The 16,643-nt window shown below is 37.6% G+C and carries 16 protein-coding genes and 1 other RNA gene; 5 read left to right on the top strand and 12 right to left on the bottom strand.

Features of this window, described 5'->3' with window-relative positions:
• Window positions 1–6 precede the first annotated feature (6 nt).
• From OOL07_RS01070 to carA, 4 genes are read right to left on the bottom strand one after another with little or no spacing between them, the layout of a single operon-like run.
• Entirely contained in the window at window positions 7–633 is a 627-nt protein-coding gene (locus OOL07_RS01070) for an RlmE family RNA methyltransferase (protein WP_264694328.1), read from the bottom strand.
• A gap of 8 nt (window positions 634–641) precedes the next feature.
• A complete protein-coding gene (gene greA, locus OOL07_RS01065) occupies window positions 642–1,118 on the bottom strand; it encodes a transcription elongation factor GreA (protein WP_264696301.1) in 477 nt (158 codons plus the stop codon).
• A 2-nt stretch (window positions 1,119–1,120) separates the two neighbouring features.
• Window positions 1,121–4,342, bottom strand: coding sequence for a carbamoyl-phosphate synthase large subunit (carB, locus tag OOL07_RS01060; protein WP_264694326.1), 3,222 nt, complete (start codon window positions 4,340–4,342; stop codon window positions 1,121–1,123).
• Between the two features lie 16 nt (window positions 4,343–4,358).
• Complete coding sequence (gene carA / locus OOL07_RS01055; RefSeq protein WP_264694324.1) at window positions 4,359–5,513, bottom strand: glutamine-hydrolyzing carbamoyl-phosphate synthase small subunit; 1,155 nt, start codon at window positions 5,511–5,513, stop codon at window positions 4,359–4,361.
• Window positions 5,514–5,720: 207 nt separating this feature from the next.
• Between carA and hemB the strand changes: the two genes are divergently transcribed.
• Both hemB and aroE read left to right on the top strand, forming a co-directional pair.
• The gene (gene hemB, locus OOL07_RS01050; RefSeq protein ID WP_264696299.1) at window positions 5,721–6,686 is read left to right on the top strand and encodes a porphobilinogen synthase; all 966 of its coding nucleotides are present in this window, start codon (window positions 5,721–5,723) and stop codon (window positions 6,684–6,686) included.
• Window positions 6,687–6,689: 3 nt separating this feature from the next.
• Window positions 6,690–7,517: a shikimate dehydrogenase gene (gene aroE / locus OOL07_RS01045; protein ID WP_264694322.1), complete on the top strand. Its 828-nt coding sequence runs from the start codon at window positions 6,690–6,692 to the stop codon at window positions 7,515–7,517.
• 17 nt (window positions 7,518–7,534) lie between these two features.
• Here the strand turns inward: aroE and ssrS are convergent.
• From ssrS to OOL07_RS01030, 3 genes are all read right to left on the bottom strand, one after another.
• Window positions 7,535–7,722, bottom strand: a non-coding RNA gene (gene ssrS, locus OOL07_RS01040) — 6S RNA.
• 30 nt (window positions 7,723–7,752) lie between these two features.
• The gene (locus tag OOL07_RS01035) at window positions 7,753–8,082 is read right to left on the bottom strand and encodes a cell division protein ZapA (protein ID WP_264694320.1); all 330 of its coding nucleotides are present in this window, start codon (window positions 8,080–8,082) and stop codon (window positions 7,753–7,755) included.
• On the bottom strand, window positions 8,079–8,291 hold the full coding sequence (locus OOL07_RS01030) for a TIGR02449 family protein (protein ID WP_264694318.1): 213 nt from the start codon (window positions 8,289–8,291) through the stop codon (window positions 8,079–8,081). The genes OOL07_RS01035 and OOL07_RS01030 overlap by 4 nt, the downstream gene beginning before the upstream one ends.
• 171 nt (window positions 8,292–8,462) lie before the next feature.
• Between OOL07_RS01030 and pepP the strand changes: the two genes are divergently transcribed.
• From pepP to OOL07_RS01015, 3 genes are read left to right on the top strand one after another with little or no spacing between them, the layout of a single operon-like run.
• Window positions 8,463–9,773, top strand: a complete 1,311-nt coding sequence (gene pepP / locus OOL07_RS01025; protein ID WP_264694316.1) for a Xaa-Pro aminopeptidase — start codon at window positions 8,463–8,465, stop codon at window positions 9,771–9,773.
• A 6-nt stretch (window positions 9,774–9,779) separates the two neighbouring features.
• Window positions 9,780–10,991, top strand: a complete 1,212-nt coding sequence (gene ubiH / locus OOL07_RS01020) for a 2-octaprenyl-6-methoxyphenyl hydroxylase (RefSeq protein WP_264694314.1) — start codon at window positions 9,780–9,782, stop codon at window positions 10,989–10,991.
• On the top strand, window positions 10,988–12,226 hold the full coding sequence (locus tag OOL07_RS01015; RefSeq protein ID WP_264694312.1) for a UbiH/UbiF/VisC/COQ6 family ubiquinone biosynthesis hydroxylase: 1,239 nt from the start codon (window positions 10,988–10,990) through the stop codon (window positions 12,224–12,226). The genes ubiH and OOL07_RS01015 overlap by 4 nt, the downstream gene beginning before the upstream one ends.
• Window positions 12,227–12,367: 141 nt before the next feature.
• Here OOL07_RS01015 and OOL07_RS01010 read toward each other — a convergent pair whose 3' ends face one another.
• From OOL07_RS01010 to pyk, 5 genes are all read right to left on the bottom strand, one after another.
• Window positions 12,368–12,580, bottom strand: a complete 213-nt coding sequence (locus OOL07_RS01010) for a hypothetical protein (RefSeq protein WP_264694310.1) — start codon at window positions 12,578–12,580, stop codon at window positions 12,368–12,370.
• A gap of 281 nt (window positions 12,581–12,861) precedes the next feature.
• Window positions 12,862–13,122: a hypothetical protein gene (locus OOL07_RS01005; protein WP_264694308.1), complete on the bottom strand. Its 261-nt coding sequence runs from the start codon at window positions 13,120–13,122 to the stop codon at window positions 12,862–12,864.
• A gap of 113 nt (window positions 13,123–13,235) precedes the next feature.
• Window positions 13,236–13,907 (bottom strand): RDD family protein, encoded by a 672-nt coding sequence (locus OOL07_RS01000; protein ID WP_264694306.1) that lies wholly within the window; start codon window positions 13,905–13,907, stop codon window positions 13,236–13,238.
• 112 nt (window positions 13,908–14,019) lie between these two features.
• On the bottom strand, window positions 14,020–15,084 hold the full coding sequence (fba, locus tag OOL07_RS00995; RefSeq protein ID WP_264694303.1) for a class II fructose-bisphosphate aldolase: 1,065 nt from the start codon (window positions 15,082–15,084) through the stop codon (window positions 14,020–14,022).
• Window positions 15,085–15,162: 78 nt separating this feature from the next.
• Window positions 15,163–16,632, bottom strand: coding sequence for a pyruvate kinase (gene pyk / locus OOL07_RS00990; protein WP_264694301.1), 1,470 nt, complete (start codon window positions 16,630–16,632; stop codon window positions 15,163–15,165).
• Window positions 16,633–16,643 lie beyond the last annotated feature (11 nt).

Below are 16,643 nucleotides of genomic sequence, written 5' to 3'. Positions count from 1 at the left end.
ATTTCATTATTTACTTTTTTTCAATTTCCTTGCAAGAATATAAATTTCACGACTACAATCTCTTGAAGCCATAGGTTTGATAATCCGTGTTTGGTAAAAATATTCATGTATAGAATTATAAAAAATCTGAAATCCAGCACCTTGAAAACTTTTCATAAGTAGTGACCCACCAAGTTTTAAGTAATTCAAGGCAAAATCTAAAGCCAACTCCCCTAAATAAACAGATCGGGGCTGATCAGCTGCTATTATACCACTCATATTAGGAGCCATATCTGATAGTACAATGTCTACACTGTGGTCTCTTAATGTGCTCTTTAGCTTATTTAAAGTTTCCTCTTCACGAAAATCCCCCTGAATAAAATTAACTCTAGATAAAGGAGGCATCGGGAGAATATCTAACGCAATTACTTGCCCTGCTTGTCCAATATGATCAGAGGCGACTTGGGACCAGCTACCTGGAGCCGCCCCAAGATCTACAACAATCATTCCTGATCTTAGCAGGTTCTCTTTTGCATTAATCTCCTGTAGCTTAAAGGCAGCTCGCGATCGGTATTTTTGCTCCCTTGCTTTTAAGACATAAGGATCTTGAAAATGTTCCTGTAACCAACGAGTACTACTACCTTTTTTCCTCATTAAAAACTTTATTTATAATCTACCATAGTAATCTCATAACTTATTGTTTTACTTGGGGCCTGAACTTGCACCTCGTCTCCAATTTTTTTTCCAATTAGTGCTCGTGCGATAGGAGAGTTTACTGAAATTTTATTTTCTTTTATATCTGCTTCCAAATCTCCAACAATCTGGTAGCTTACCTCATCTTCTGTTTCTATATTTATGAGATGAGCTGTTACGCCAAATACTATTCTATTATCTTGTCTTAATTTACTTATATCAATAATTTGTGCTTGAGCTAAATTCTGTTCTAGCTCACTAATGCGAGCTTCAATAAAACCTTGCTCTTCTCTAGCGGCATGATATTCTGCGTTTTCTTTAAGATCGCCATGAGCGCGGGCCTCAGCAATTGCAGATATTATTTTTGGTCGAGCTATAGACTTAAGTTTATGTAGCTCTTCACGGAGTTTTTCAGCACCATTTTTCGTTAGCGGTATTTTACTTATATTCATGTTTTTACTCCTTGCTGTAGATCTTGCAGTCGGCAGACTGAATCTGCTATTCCTAAACGCATTGCCTCACAAGTTGCCCAAGCACCTGTTAAGGTTGTAGTGTATGTTACCTTGTATTGCAGTGCAGATCGACGGATAGCATAAGAATCGGAGACTGCTTTACGCCCTTCTGTAGTATTGATGATTAGGTCAATTTCATCGTTTTTAATCATATCTACAACGTGAGGTTGCCCTTCAAATACTTTATTAACTCGAGTATAAGGAATGCTTTCTTGATCGAATATTAAACTTGTACCTTCTGTAGTTAATAATTCAAATCCTAGTTGAATAAGTGTTCTCGCAATAGGAGCTACTCTTGGCTTATCACTATCTCGGACACTGATGAAAGCTTTGCCTCCTTTAGGAAGTATTACTCCTGCACCCAGTGAGGCTTTGTAAAAGGCTTCTCCAAAGGAATATCCAGTTCCCATAACCTCACCGGTTGATTTCATTTCAGGGCCTAAAATAGGATCTGATCCAGAAAACTTGATAAAGGGGAATACGGCTTCTTTTACTGAAAAATGTTTCGGGATAACTTCCTGAGTGATATTCTGTGATACTAAGCTCTTCCCTACCATACAATGTGCAGCTATCTTTGCTAAAGGTACTCCTGTAGCTTTAGAGACAAAGGGAATAGTACGGGATGCTCTAGGGTTGACTTCGAGCACATAGATATCATTTCCTTGAATTGCAAATTGTGCATTAATTAGACCAATAACTTTAAGCTCTTGAGTAATTATTCGCATTTGTTCTCGTAGCTTATTTTGCACTTCCGTTTTTAGACTAAAGGGAGGTAATGCACAGGCTGAATCTCCTGAGTGAATTCCAGCCTGCTCAATATGCTCCATTACGCCACCTACAATCACATGTGTTCCATCACTGACTGCATCTATATCTACTTCGATGGCATCATCTAAAAAGCGATCTAAAAGCACTGGAGAATTATTAGAGACACTTACAGCTTCTCTCATATACAAATTAAGATCATCTTTACTATAGACAATCTCCATCGCTCTGCCACCAAGGACATAGGATGGGCGAACCACTAAAGGATAACCAATTTCATCAGCAAGCTGGATAGCACTTTCTTGGGTACGAGCAGTTCTATTTGGAGGCTGTTTTAATCCAAGTTGAGAGATAAAGCGCTGAAACCGTTCCCTATCTTCTGCTAAGTCAATTGAATCTGGCGTTGTGCCAATAATAGGAATACCTACAGTTTCTAGGGGTCTCGCTAATTTTAACGGGGTTTGCCCGCCATACTGAACCACTACCCCCTTAGGCTGCTCTAGAATAATAATTTCCAAAACATCTTCGAGGGTAAGAGGTTCAAAGTATAACCTATCAGAAGTATCATAGTCGGTAGATACTGTTTCTGGATTACAATTAACCATAATAGTCTCATAGCCATCTTCCTGTAGAGCAAATACTGCATGTACACAGCAGTAATCAAATTCAATCCCTTGCCCAATTCTATTAGGTCCACCACCCAGAACAATAATTTTATCTCGCTGAGAGGGTGTCCCTTCACACTCCTCATCATAACAAGAGTAAAGATAAGCAGTAGTTGTTGCAAACTCAGCACTACAAGTATCTACTCGTTTATATACAGGGTGTATATTAAGGTCGTGTCGGTATTTTCTAACTTCTTCCTCTGTAGTCTTTAATAAAGTAGCAAGGCGGCTATCTGAAAATCCTTTACGTTTTAATTGATAGATTTGATCCTTAGTTAATTGTAGTAAATTTATATCTTTTAAATTTTGTTCAGTGTAAATCAGATCCTGAATTTGTGATAAAAACCAAGGATCAATCCCACTTAATTCATAAATCTCTGCAATTGAAAATCCAATGCGAAAGGCATCTCCAATATAATAAAGCCGATCAGCTGAAGGGACACGCAATTGATATCTTATAGTTTCTTTGGCAGTATCCAGGTCAGTTGCTATTTTTTCCTGAAACCCATCCATTCCTGTCTCTAAGCTTCGAATGGCTTTTTGCAAAGATTCTTGGAAGCACCTTCCAATAGCCATAACTTCACCTACAGATTTCATTTGGGTAGTGAGGCGAGGATCAGCTTTAGGGAATTTTTCAAAAGTAAACCGAGGAATTTTAGTAATGACATAATCTAATGCAGGTTCAAAAGAAATAGGGGTACTACTGCCTGTAATTTCATTTTGAAGCTCGTTTAAACTGTAGCCAACCGCAAGTTTTGCTGCAACTTTCGCAATAGGAAATCCGGTTGCTTTAGAAGCTAAAGCAGAAGAGCGAGATACCCGAGGGTTCATTTCAATGACAATTAAGCGCCCATCTTTTGGATTAACTGCAAACTGTACGTTAGATCCACCAGTATCAATTCCTATCTCCCGTAACACGGCGATAGATGCATTGCGCATCAATTGGTACTCTTTGTCAGTCAAGGTTTGGGCGGGGGCTACTGTAATAGAATCTCCGGTATGTACACCCATGGGATCAAAATTTTCAATAGCGCAAACGATAATACAATTGTCCGTATAATCCCGCACTACCTCCATTTCAAATTCTTTCCATCCGAGAATGGATTCTTCAATTAAAATCTCTGAGGTAGGACTCAAATCCAATCCATGTTCACAAATTTCTAAAAACTCTTCTCGATTATAGGCAATACCTCCTCCAGATCCACCCAGAGTAAATGAGGGGCGAATAATGACTGGAAACCCAAAATTTATTTGGACCTCTTGAGCTTCTTGAAGGTTATGAGCAATACCTGAGCAAGGCATACTCAGCCCAATTTTCTCCATGGCTTGTCTGAATAAATCTCGATCCTCAGCTCTATTAATTGATTTTTGATTTGCTCCAATCATCTCTACCCCGTAACCCTCTAAGATTCCGTTCCTAGCAAGATCTAGGGCACAATTTAAAGCAGTTTGCCCTCCCATAGTAGGAAGTAATGCATCAGGGCGTTCTTTAGCAATAATATTGCTGACTACTTCCCAAGTAACTGGTTCAATATAAATTGAATCTGCAATATCTGGATCGGTCATAATAGTGGCTGGATTAGAATTAACTAAGATGACTCGATATCCCTCTTCTTTAAGAGATTTACAAGCCTGTACACCAGAATAATCAAACTCACAAGCTTGACCTATCACAATAGGTCCAGCACCTAAAATGAGGATACTTTCAATATCAGTCCGTTTGGGCATATATAGCCTATATACTTTAATTAGAATTATTTTTTTGCATTAATCGTATAAAGCGATCAAATAGTGGTGCAATATCATGAGGACCAGGACTTGCTTCAGGGTGGCCTTGAAACCCAAAAGCAGGTTTATTTTTATGCTTAACCCCCTGTAGAGTCCCATCAAATAAAGATCGATGAGTTGGCTGTAGGCTATCAGGTAGCGTTTGTTCGTCAATAGCAAATCCATGATTCTGACTAGTAATAATTACTTCTTTTGTTTCTAAATCCTGAACTGGGTGATTAGCACCATGATGACCAAATTTCATTTTTTGTGCTTTTGCACCACAGGCTATAGCTAACAATTGGTGTCCCAAGCAGATTCCAAATAATGGGATATCTTTCTTTAACAACTCTTGAATTGATACTATTCCATAGTTGCAAGTTTCTGGATCTCCAGGACCATTAGAAAAAAGTATGCCATCAGGGGATAACCCCATTACTTTTTGAATGGAGGTTTTAGCAGGTACTACAGTCACTCTACAATTGCGATCAACAAGCATGCGTAAGATGTTATGTTTTACACCAAAATCATAGACAACTACATGGAATTTACTTTTAGAATGTATATCTGTAGTTGAATCATCTTTTACAAGCTGCCAACCTCTATGATTCCAATGATAAGATTCTTCAGTACTCACCAGATCTGCTAAATCCATTCCTTTAAGACCTGGGAAAGTACGGGCTTTCGCTATGGCTTCTTGTTCATTTATATTCGCTCCTGCCATAATACATCCACTCAATGCACCTTGCTCCCGTAGGTGGCGAGTTAGCTTTCGTGTATCTATATCCGCAATAGCCACAATTTGATGACGAATTAAAAATACACTTAAAGATTCCTGAGAACGCCAATTGCTAAAAGTAGGCGCATAATCTCGGATAATTAATCCACTCACATATACACGGTTTGATTCCCAATCCTCACTATTTATCCCAGTATTTCCAATATGAGGATAGGTTAAAGTTACAATTTGCTTGCAATAGGAAGGATCAGTAAGTATTTCTTGGTATCCTGTCATTGCAGTATTAAAAACTACCTCACCAACCGTATCTCCATGATGACCAATGGCAGTGCCTCTAAATAGGCTACCATCTTCAAGAGCAAGCAAAGCGTTTGGACGCAAGAAAACCTCCATTTATCATGAACAAACAATCAGTAATATATTTATAGGCTAACTTATTTTAGACAGGAGATAAAACATTAAGAATATTCAATTTAATGTTATGACTTTTCTAATTTCCTATAGAATAATTATATTTAGATTGATTATAGCTGGAGGATCTTAGTTTTGACTATACCTATTTGGGCTAGTAGGCACTTTCCTTGTACTCGATTTCGCCGTATGAGAAAAGATAATTTTTCTAGGAGATTGATGCAGGAAAACCATTTATGTAGTGCAGACCTTATCTATCCAATTTTTATTCTTGAAGGAAAACACCGAAGAGAGAAAATCTCTTCTATGCCTGGGATTGAAAGAATAAGCATTGATATTCTATTAAATGAAGCTGAACAGTTACTAACTCTTGGTGTCCCTGCTATTGCTCTTTTCCCAGTAACCCTATCGGAACAAAAATCCAATGATGCTGCCGAATCTTATAACCCTCAGGGATTGGCACAGCGGGCAATACGAGAGTTAAAACAAAAATTTCCAGAACTAGGAGTTATTAGCGATGTAGCTTTAGACCCTTTCACTAGTCATGGACAAGATGGGTTAATAGATTCTAAGGGATATGTAATAAATGATCAAACAGTTGAAGTATTAATAAAACAAGCCCTATCTCATGCTGAAGCAGGGGCTGATATTGTTGCCCCTTCAGATATGATGGATGGACGTATCGGTAGTATTAGAGATGCTCTGGAAGAGCAGGGACATATCCATACTCGCATTCTAGCCTATTCAGCAAAATATGCCTCTAGTTTCTATGGCCCGTTTCGAGATGCAGTAGGATCGGCTAGTAATTTAGGAAGTAGCAATAAGTATAGTTACCAAATGGATCCTGCCAATAGCGATGAAGCCCTTCAAGAGGTAGCCTTAGATCTTGAAGAAGGAGCGGATATGGTAATGATAAAGCCAGGTATGCCTTATCTTGATATTGTTCATCGTGTAAAAACTACATTTAAGGTACCCACTTTTGTATATCAAGTCAGTGGCGAATATGCCATGCTGATGGCTACAGCTCAAAATAACTGGTTAGATGGGAAAGCTGTAATTATGGAATCGCTCATAAGTATAAAAAGAGCTGGCGCCGATGGTATTTTAAGTTATTTTGCTAAAGATGTAGCCCATTGGTTAAGAAATCAATCCTAATTTATGGGGCAGCTAAATCTGTATGGAGTTATGGGTAACCCAATTGCTCATAGTAAGTCTCCTAATATTCATGCCCAATTTGCTCATCAAACTAAACAAAATCTGATATATAAATCAATTTTGGTTGAACTAGGAAATTTACGAGGAGCAATTACCAATTTTTATCACCAAGGTGGATTAGGGTTAAATATTACTATTCCTTTTAAGAGAGATGCTTGGCAATTAGTAAATCGTTGTAGTCCTCAAGCACAACGAGCAAAGTCAGTAAATACAATTTCTATTCATAGTGATGGTTCTTTATTTGGAGATACTACGGATGGAATCGGATTAATTCGAGATATAACCCAAAACTATAAAAAAGAGCTAAAAGATCAGAATATTTTATTACTTGGTGCTGGTGGTGCCGCAGCAAGTGTAATAGAGCCTTTACTTGCACAAAACCCTGCTCGCTTAGTTATTGTTAATCGTACTGCTGAGAAAGCTGCTGCGTTAGCTAATGAGTTTAGTGGATTTGGAAGAATTGTCGGTGGGGGTTATGAAGATCTTATAGGAGATAACTTTGATTTTATTATCAATGCAGCTGCAACTAGCCTACAGGGAACTCTGCCTCCCCTCCCTGAAAATCTACTTAATCCAAATGGCTGGGTATACGATATGATGTATAGTAACCAACCTACTGTTTTCATGGAATGGGGTAAACAACAAGGCACTGGAAAAACCCTAGATGGATTAGGGATGTTAGTAGAGCAAGCAGCAGAGTCTTTTTTTATCTGGCATAAAACTCGACCCGATACTGCTACGGTAATTTCTAAATTAAGGACATATAGCTAATTGAAAGCAGAAAATCTAAAAAACCCGCAGTGCCGTTGTGAATATTGCTCTTGAACCAATTTAAGTTCAAGTGGGCGCACCGTATAGCATAGAAGGCTTTCTAACTAAATAGACATGCACACTTATACTACAAATCCAGCTCCCTAGCATTATCAATCATAGGGTTAAAGAGTATTAACTCACTGCTCGAACACCGCAGGTATTATTTATATTACTCTCTAACTTACATTCTTGTCTAGTGATCTGTCTCGCTCTGAGAGGTTATTATTCTACGAGATTCATCTAATACAGATTTAACTTTTGTTTGAAGGGATTGAATACGCTCGTTTACTTCATAAGGAATAGCTTGCTGATTATTAGATTTAATCAGATCATAGGCGATATTAAGTGCAGCAATCACTGCTACTCTCTCCATACCTACTACTTTATTGCTTTTCTTAATTTCTTCTATCTTCTTATTAAGGTACTGTGCTGCAATTAACAATGATTCCTCTTCATTAGGTGAACAAGTAACTTGATAAGATTTACCTGAAATTTGTAGTGTGATCTGAATAGGATCACTCATAGTGCTTGTTCCATAGATCTCAGCCTAGCAATCATTGACTCAACTTTGTTTCGAGCAAACTCAGTTTGTTTAATTAGTTTAGTTCGTTCTAAGGAAAGCTCCATGACTCGATCGTGTAGAATTTGATTTTTCCCTTTTAACTGATTACATAAAGTAATTAATTCATTGACTTGTTGTTCTAACTGTTCGATAGTTGCATCTCTAGCCATAGGTATTTAAATACCCCCTAAGTTTATTATCGTTTTAAGAAATTTAATATAATGCTGTATTATTATAAGTGATGACTACTGCAAATGTTAGTTTTATATAGTACTTTAAGCTCTATATTCATACTTTTATCTAGAAAATACACTCTAATTTAGGCTAGATTATAAATCACTATGGACTTAAACGAATTTTCCTATCGTCGTAATCAACTGTTAAAAATGATGGGGGAAAATAGTATTGCTATCCTTCCTACTGCAAGTATCCACTACCGTAATCGAGATGTTACTTTTCCATTTCGAGCAGATAGTAATTTTTACTATTTAACAGGATTTCCTGAACCTGAATCTGTTGCTGTTCTTATTCCAAATCGAAGCCAAGGGGAATATATTCTCTTTTGTCGAGAACGAGACCCTGAAAGGGAAACTTGGGATGGGCGAAGAGCAGGTATTGAAGGGGCGTGTGAAATATATGGGGCTGATGATGCTTTTCCTATTACTGATATTGATGATATTTTACCTGGTTTATTAGAGGGTAAAGTACATATCTACTATGCTATTGGTCATGATCAAGATTTTGATCAACGTATCACAGCCTGGATTAATCAATTGAGGCAAGCCACACGATCTGGTGTAAAAGCCCCTATGGAATTGATTATTTTGGATAATTTACTCCACGAAATGCGTCTTTTTAAAAGCAGTGAAGAAATAAGTACAATCCGTACCGCGGCGCGTATTTCAGCGGAAGCTCACATTCATGCGATGCAAGTTTGTCACCCAAATATAATGGAATACGAAATAGAGGCAGGGTTTTTGCATCATTTTTTCCGTCAAGGGTGCAAGGCACCAGCCTACTCATCCATTGTTGCAGGGGGTAATAATGCTTGTATTCTCCACTATACAGATAACAATGCCTCTTTACGATCGGGAGATTTGATACTTATTGATGCAGGGGCTGAATATGATTATTATGCCGCAGATATTACCCGAACTTTCCCAGTTAATGGTCGATTTTCTCCCGCTCAAAAGATAATTTATGAACTTGTATTGAAAGCACAGCTAGCAGCGATTGATAAGGTACGCCCGGGTAATCATTGGAATGATCCCCATGAAGCAGTAGTACAGGTATTGACTGAAGGGTTAGTAGCTATTGGTTTACTTAGAGGAGAGATCAATACACTTATAGAAACTGAAGCCTATCGCAAGTTTTATATGCATCGTACAGGACATTGGCTTGGCATGGATGTACATGATGTAGGTGATTATAAAATAGATGGTCAGTGGCGTAGCTTTGAGCCTGGAATGGTACTTACAGTGGAGCCGGGATTATATATTCCGGAAAATTGCTCTGAAGTAGGTAGTCAATGGTGGGGTATTGGGATAAGAATTGAAGATGATGTATTAGTTACTTCAGAGGGGTGTGAAATTTTAACCGCAGCTGTACCTAAAACAGTAGATGAAATTCAAAATATTGTAGGAACTTCTTAGTAATTCATGCCCTCCTTTGATTATGATTTGCTTATTGTTGGTGGTGGTCCAGTAGGAGCTAGCTTAGCTCTAGCTTTAGCCTCGCAACCATTACGAATAGGTATTATTGAGCTTAGTCCACAACAAAGTAATATAGATTCTAGAGCATTGGCGCTTGCCTTTGGATCTTTTCGTATTATGGATAGTATTGGTTATTGGGCTGATATTGCTCAAGAAGCTACCCCTATTGAGCATATTCATATCTCTAACCGAGGATATTTTGGAATAACTCATTTAGATTCTACTCAAATACACCTACCTGCTCTAGGTTATGTAGTAAAAATGGGGTTTCTTAATCAAGCTATTTATCAAAGGCTAAAAGATTTTTCTCAAATCGAATTAATTCGTCCTGCTAAAGTAATTCAGATTCAGAATCGATCTAATCATACTCAAGTACAAATTACCTTAAATAGTGAAATACATACCCTTTCTGCTCAATTATTAATCGCAGCTGATGGAGCTCATTCCGTAGTACGCCAGCTATTACAAGTTCCTGTATATAAAAAAGATTATGATCAGACTGCTATTATTACTAATATTGAGACCGAACACCCACATCAATTTACTGCTTTTGAGCGATTTACCGATACGGGTCCTCTTGCATTATTACCCCTAGCTAAAAATTATTCTAATGTAGTTTGGACGGTAAAAAGTAGCCAAGCACCTTATTTAATCGAAATTAAAGATGAAGAGTTTCTCTCTAAATTACAGGATCGATTTGGAAATCGTTTAGGAAAATTTATACATGCTGATCAACGCTATGCATTTCCCTTACAACTTATTAAAACTCGTCAGCTAATAAGCGATCGAGTGGTATTTATTGGTAATGCTGCCCATAATCTTCATCCAGTAGCAGGCCAAGGATTTAATTTAGGCCTTCGAGATATAGCAGCATTGGCAGAAGTACTGACTAATGCTCATAGACAAAGTCAAGATTTAGGAAATCAAGCAGTTTTGGCTACCTACAAACAATGGCGACAATGGGATCATCGTATTGTAACTCAATTTACTGATACCCTTATTCATCTTTTCTCTAATAACTATCCTCTATGGGGATTAAGTCGAGGATTAGGCTTAGCTACCTTGGATATTTTTCCACCCTTTAAAAAGGTACTTATGCAACAAGCCATAGGATTAATGGGGCAACAACCTAGATTGGTGCAAGGACTTTCATTATGAATTTTAGATCCTCTTCTACCCATTACGATGTGCTTATCGTAGGTGCAGGTATGGTAGGTGCTTGTTTAGCACTCGTGCTTAGCCAATCTGAAAAAAAATATCGTATCGCTCTCATTGAAGCTCATCCTCCTAAATTAAATACTTTGCTCTCAGAAGAATATGACTTACGTGTGAGTGCTATTACTCGTGCTTCTGAAAATATTTTCAGAAATATGCATGTTTGGGAGGAGATAGAAGCAAAGCGAGTTAGTATTTTTAGAAAAATGCACGTATGGAATAAAGCTCGTATTGGCGAAATTCACTTTGATAGTGCAGAAATTGGTGAGTCCCATCTGGGGTATATAATTGAAAATAAACTGATTCAAAGTACCCTACTTGAAGCTTGTAAAAACCAAGAAAATATTGATTTTTATATGCCAGGGAATCTTCAAGGAATTATTCAAAAAGATGAAAAAATAAGCCTTCAATTAGAGGAAGGCCCTTGCTTAAAGGGTAGTCTAATTGTCGGTGCAGATGGTGCTCAATCTAAAGTAAGGGAATTAGCTGGAATTAGTATTCAAAACCAAGATTACCTGCAAAAAGGACTTGTTGGAACTATCTATACTGAAAAATCCCATGATGAAACGGCTTGGCAACGATTTCTACCTGATGGAGGTATTCTTGCCTTTCTACCTTTAAAAAATCTCCATCAATGTTCCATCGTATGGAGTACTGCTTCAGAAGAGGCGGATCGATTAGAAACCTTAGATGATTCAGACTTTGCTATGGCACTAGGCACTGCCTTTGAGTATCGCCTCGGTGCTACGAAAATTATTAGCAATCGAACTACTTTTCCTTTATGTAGGCAACAGACAAAAACCTATATACAACCTCATATTGCTTTAATTGGTGATGCTGCCCATACAATTCATCCCTTAGCTGGGCAAGGCGTAAATTTAGGATTACTTGATGCAGTAGTGCTAGCACAAGTATTAAGCGATCAAAAAAACAAAGAAATAGGAGATTTTTTAACTTTACGGCGTTTTGAGCGCTGGAGAAAGGGAGATAGTTTTGCAACTCAACTAGCAATTGATAGCTTAAAAAATTTATTTAATAATTCGTTACTTCCAATACGGATTGTCAGAAACCTAGGGCTAAGTGCAACGGATAAGGCTACCCTAATTAAAAACCTTATTCTTCGCTATGCTTCAGGACTTAAAGGAGATTTACCTATTTTAGCTCAGAGCAAATTTTAGCTTTGCTCTAGAAAAAAATTTTATTTACGAGGGCGAATTAAACAAAGCTCTTAGGAATTGAAAGTAATATTCTTTTCTACATTAATTGAAAAATAAGTAGATTACATTTTTTTAGCAAAATCTTCATTAGAAATACTAAATTTATCTTAGATTTTTCATCCAAATTACTAAGCATCCTAATCCCATAATTTCAATACCAATATAAATAGAATGGACGGGGCTACGGTAAAGAAATGCTATCCCTACCAGAATAACAATGAAATAACCTATTTTTGAAGATTTTAGTTTTTCTAGGATTGAAAACCAAAGTAAGCTGACAACAATACTAGCCAGAATTAAAGTTGAAAGTAGCATTAGCTATGAATTTTTGATTTTAGGCTTAGGTAGGTATTTTCCTTCTTTTGCTAAATATTGACTTACAGTAGTTAAGGCTTTTGACGCTACATATACTGCAACGGCATAAATCGCAGTTTGCCATACTCCTCAACCTCTATAAACTACGGCGGCATCGGATATTTTATCCTAAAGTGTTATTCTTCCTGAGCGGGATCTAAAGTATGCTAAGAAATAAGTAAATAAATTAATAATAGGCAAATAAAATGCCAATCCTAATATGACCGCTAAGAAAGAGCGTTTTAAAGCATGCCATAAAGTAAGATAAGCTCATTACGGTGCTTCAATTCTAATACTAAATACCCCAATTTTCCGAGGGTAGTCCTTACTATCCAAAGGGGTAGTACTTCAAGAATAGCTGCAATAAACACACTGTAAAACCAAGCGATAATTATTTCTGTACCATGACTACCCAGATAAATCTTAACAATAGTATCGGGTGCAGCAAATAGAGTAAGTATAAAGAAGTCATCAATAGTACGAGAAAAAGATCTCCGCCACAAATAATAAGAGTTAGGCGATTTTAATTTCTCTCCACAGTGGCAACAAAATTTATACTTGTATCAATAGTAACGTTGCATTTAGGGCAATCCATAATATTAAAAAATAAGATAGACTAGAATGGAGGTAATCCTAGTTCATTCAAAAGCTTATTTATATAGGCTAATGAAGCAAGCACAAGTGTAATATTAATTAAAATAAGAGACGAATAGGCAATGGTTGCTCGCCATAAACTCCACTGGTATTGAATACTAGCATTAGTGGCCCTATCCCATGGAGTAGTATTCGTTTTTTTTAATTGGATATAATAGTGAAATTGACTAAAGATATAAAGCCCCGATCCCATAATATTGGCGAGTAAAGAGCGCTTTATCCCTACCAAAAAAGAAAGGTTTTCACCATTTGAATGTTGAACTTTAATTCCAAATAGCCATTTCCCTAAAGTAGTACCTACTTTATTTAGAAATAAAGCTTCATATACTATAAGAAGTAATAAAGTGCCGATAAGAGTATAGAATAAAATTAGAAAAATACCCTCACTACTATAATTCTCTAGCCCAAAATCTTTGAAAAAATAACTTAATACAGCACTCACTAGGATGATGTCAATACTTCGAGCAAAGTATCGTCGCCATGGATAAGATTGCTGATTCTGTCCCGCTTCTATAACTAAAGAGTGTAGTTTAACTTCCTTTTTTCTCTGATTTTGTGTATCAAATAAGGTAGTGCAGTTTAAACAAAAACTTTGCTCAATACTCGTAGGGATATTACACTTAGGGCAATTCATGCAGGTGGGAAACTGTGATGTACTAAAACAATGAGATAGCAAGAAGGAAGATAAATCCTTCTGCTATCTTAAGGTTAGCCAATAATAGGCTAAATAAATTTTATTATTTTGTCTAATTTACTCGAGGATTTAAGCTACCGCTTGTATAGCGTTTAGTCATCTCTTCAAGGGAAATAGGCTTAATTTTTGATGCATGACCTGCCGATCCAAATGCTTCATATCTGGCTTGGCAAATATCTTTCATCGCAATTGTAGTAACTTTAAGATATTTTCTAGGATCAAAATTCTTTGGATTTTGAGCAAGATGTTTACGGATTGCTCCAGTAACAGCTAAACGTAAATCGGTGTCAATATTAACTTTACGCACCCCATGGCGAATACCCTCTTGAATTTCTTCCACAGGCACACCATAAGTTTCACCAATATCTCCGCCAAACTCGTGAACAATTTTTAGCCAGTCTTGTGGTACAGAGCTAGATCCGTGCATGACTAAATGAGTATCAGGAATTCGTGCATGAATTTCTTTGACCCGACTAATCGCTAAAGTCTCCCCAGTAGGCGGCTTAGTGAATTTATAGGCTCCATGGCTTGTACCAATAGCGATAGCAAGAGCATCTACTTTAGTTTTTTTGACAAAATCTGCAGCTTCTTCTGGATCGGTTAACAATTGGCTATGATGCAGCTTACCTTCCGCTCCTGATCCATCTTCTTCTCCTGCCATACCTGTTTCTAAAGAACCTAAGCAACCTAGCTCCCCTTCCACAGAAACACCACAACTATGGGCCATTTCTGAGACTTGGCGGGTGACATTTACATTATATTCATAGCTAGATGGGGTTTTCATATCTGCCATTAAAGAACCATCCATCATTACTGAGGTAAAATCAGATTGGATAGAACGTACACAAACGGCAGGTTCTGATCCATGGTCTTGATGCATACAGATAGGAATGTAAGGATATTGTTCTACCGCTGCTTCAATGAGGTGACGTAAAAATGGTTCGCCTGCATAAGATCTAGCACCTGCAGAAGCTTGCATAATCACAGGACTATCAACAGCTTCAGCTGCTTGCATAATTGCATGAACCTGTTCCATATTATTTACATTAAATGCAGGGACACCAAAATTATGCTCTGCAGCATAATCTAATAATTGACGTAATGTTATTAAAGCCATTATTTACCCTCTTGTAATTATTAAAGTAGCCTCCTAATGTTTTTAGGGGGCAGTTTTATCAATAAATTGCTAAACTGTTTATGTAATTGGTATCAAAGCGGGTTCATCACCTACTCGAATAACACGCATAGTATTGGTGCTTCCCTGTACTCCAGCCAGATCCCCCTGAGTAATAAGGACCCAATCTCCTTCATGTACTGCCCCTCTTCGCTGTAATTCATTAATTGCTTCCCTATCAATAGCCTCACAATCAACTGCACCACATCCTGTAGGTTTTGGATAAAAACTTATAGGATAAACACCACGATACAGGGTTACTCTGCTGCGGGTTTCTACATGAGGTGATAAAGCATATATGGGTATACCGGAGCTGATTCTGGACATCCATAAAGGAGTAGCTCCAGACTCAGTTAAAGCGGCAATAGCTTTCACGTCAAAATGGTTAGCTAGATACATGGCAGCCATAGCGATTCCCTCATCTACTTTACGGAACCGAGTATTTATTCGATGATTTGATGCAGTAATCTGCCTTTGTTTTTCTGTTTCACGGCAGATTCTATCCATAGCAGCCACTGCTTTTACTGGATAATTCCCAGATGCAGTTTCTGCTGAGAGCATAACGGCATCTGTTCCATCTAAAACTGCATTGGCTACATCTGATACCTCAGCACGAGTTGGAATAGGATTTGTAATCATGGATTCCATCATTTGGGTAGCTGTGATAACAACCCGATTTAGCTCTCTTGCTAAGTGAATAATATTTTTTTGTACAGGAGGTAGTGCTGCATCACCAATTTCAACCCCTAGATCTCCTCGAGCAACCATGACTGCAGCAGAAGCATGGATAATTTCTTCCAACTGCTCTAAAGCTTCAGCCCGCTCAATTTTAGCGACAATACCCCCTTTACCGCCTGCGGCTTGGAATAATGTTTTTGCTTCATTAACGTCAGCGGCACTTCGGGGAAAAGAGATAGCCAAATAATCTGCTTGAAGATCAGCAGCATGCTGGATATCTCTTCGATCTTTATCAGTAAGTGCTTTAGCTGAGAGCCCTCCTCCTTGGCGATTAATTCCTTTATTATTTAATAAGTAACCACCGATCACAACACGGCAATTAATTCTAGACCCAGAAACTTCTTCTACCCATAGAGTAATCCGACCATCATCGAGTAGTAAAGTATCGCCCGAACTTACATCATCTGCTAATGCTTTATAATCAACACCAACTTGAGTTTCATCACCTTCATTTTCTGGTAAATTTACATCTAAAGCAAACCGAGCATTATCTTCTAAATATATTTTTCCTTCTTTAAATTTAGCAATTCTTATTTTTGGCCCTTGTAAATCTACTAAAATACCAACATGTTTTCCATGAGCTTGAACACGTGTTCTTATGAGCTCTGCCCTTTTCCGGTGCAGTTCATGATTCCCATGGGAAAAATTTAGACGAGCTACATTAATCCCTGCTTCAATCAGTTGATCAATAATTTTAGGATCGTCTGTAGCAGGCCCTAAGGTCGCAACGATTTTAGTACGTCTGATTAACATAGCAGATGATA

It is taken from the genome of Candidatus Nitrosacidococcus sp. I8 (assembly GCF_945836005.1).
Lineage (GTDB): Bacteria > Pseudomonadota > Gammaproteobacteria > Nitrosococcales > Nitrosococcaceae > Nitrosacidococcus.
The sequence above is the reverse complement of the archived record's forward strand: the minus strand, read 5'-3'. Positions and strand labels throughout refer to the sequence as shown.

Coding starts and splice junctions, on each gene's coding strand:
- OOL07_RS01070 (WP_264694328.1), bottom strand. CDS start 633: ATGAGGAAAAAAGGTAGTAGTACTCGTTGGTTACAGGAACATTTTCAA.
- carB (WP_264694326.1), bottom strand. CDS start 4,342: ATGCCCAAACGGACTGATATTGAAAGTATCCTCATTTTAGGTGCTGGA.
- carA (WP_264694324.1), bottom strand. CDS start 5,513: ATGGAGGTTTTCTTGCGTCCAAACGCTTTGCTTGCTCTTGAAGATGGT.
- hemB (WP_264696299.1), top strand. CDS start 5,721: ATGAGAAAAGATAATTTTTCTAGGAGATTGATGCAGGAAAACCATTTA.
- aroE (WP_264694322.1), top strand. CDS start 6,690: ATGGGGCAGCTAAATCTGTATGGAGTTATGGGTAACCCAATTGCTCAT.
- OOL07_RS01035 (WP_264694320.1), bottom strand. CDS start 8,082: ATGAGTGATCCTATTCAGATCACACTACAAATTTCAGGTAAATCTTAT.
- OOL07_RS01030 (WP_264694318.1), bottom strand. CDS start 8,291: ATGGCTAGAGATGCAACTATCGAACAGTTAGAACAACAAGTCAATGAA.
- pepP (WP_264694316.1), top strand. CDS start 8,463: ATGGACTTAAACGAATTTTCCTATCGTCGTAATCAACTGTTAAAAATG.
- ubiH (WP_264694314.1), top strand. CDS start 9,780: ATGCCCTCCTTTGATTATGATTTGCTTATTGTTGGTGGTGGTCCAGTA.
- OOL07_RS01015 (WP_264694312.1), top strand. CDS start 10,988: ATGAATTTTAGATCCTCTTCTACCCATTACGATGTGCTTATCGTAGGT.
- OOL07_RS01010 (WP_264694310.1), bottom strand. CDS start 12,580: ATGCTACTTTCAACTTTAATTCTGGCTAGTATTGTTGTCAGCTTACTT.
- OOL07_RS01000 (WP_264694306.1), bottom strand. CDS start 13,907: ATGAATTGCCCTAAGTGTAATATCCCTACGAGTATTGAGCAAAGTTTT.
- fba (WP_264694303.1), bottom strand. CDS start 15,084: ATGGCTTTAATAACATTACGTCAATTATTAGATTATGCTGCAGAGCAT.
- pyk (WP_264694301.1), bottom strand. CDS start 16,632: ATGTTAATCAGACGTACTAAAATCGTTGCGACCTTAGGGCCTGCTACA.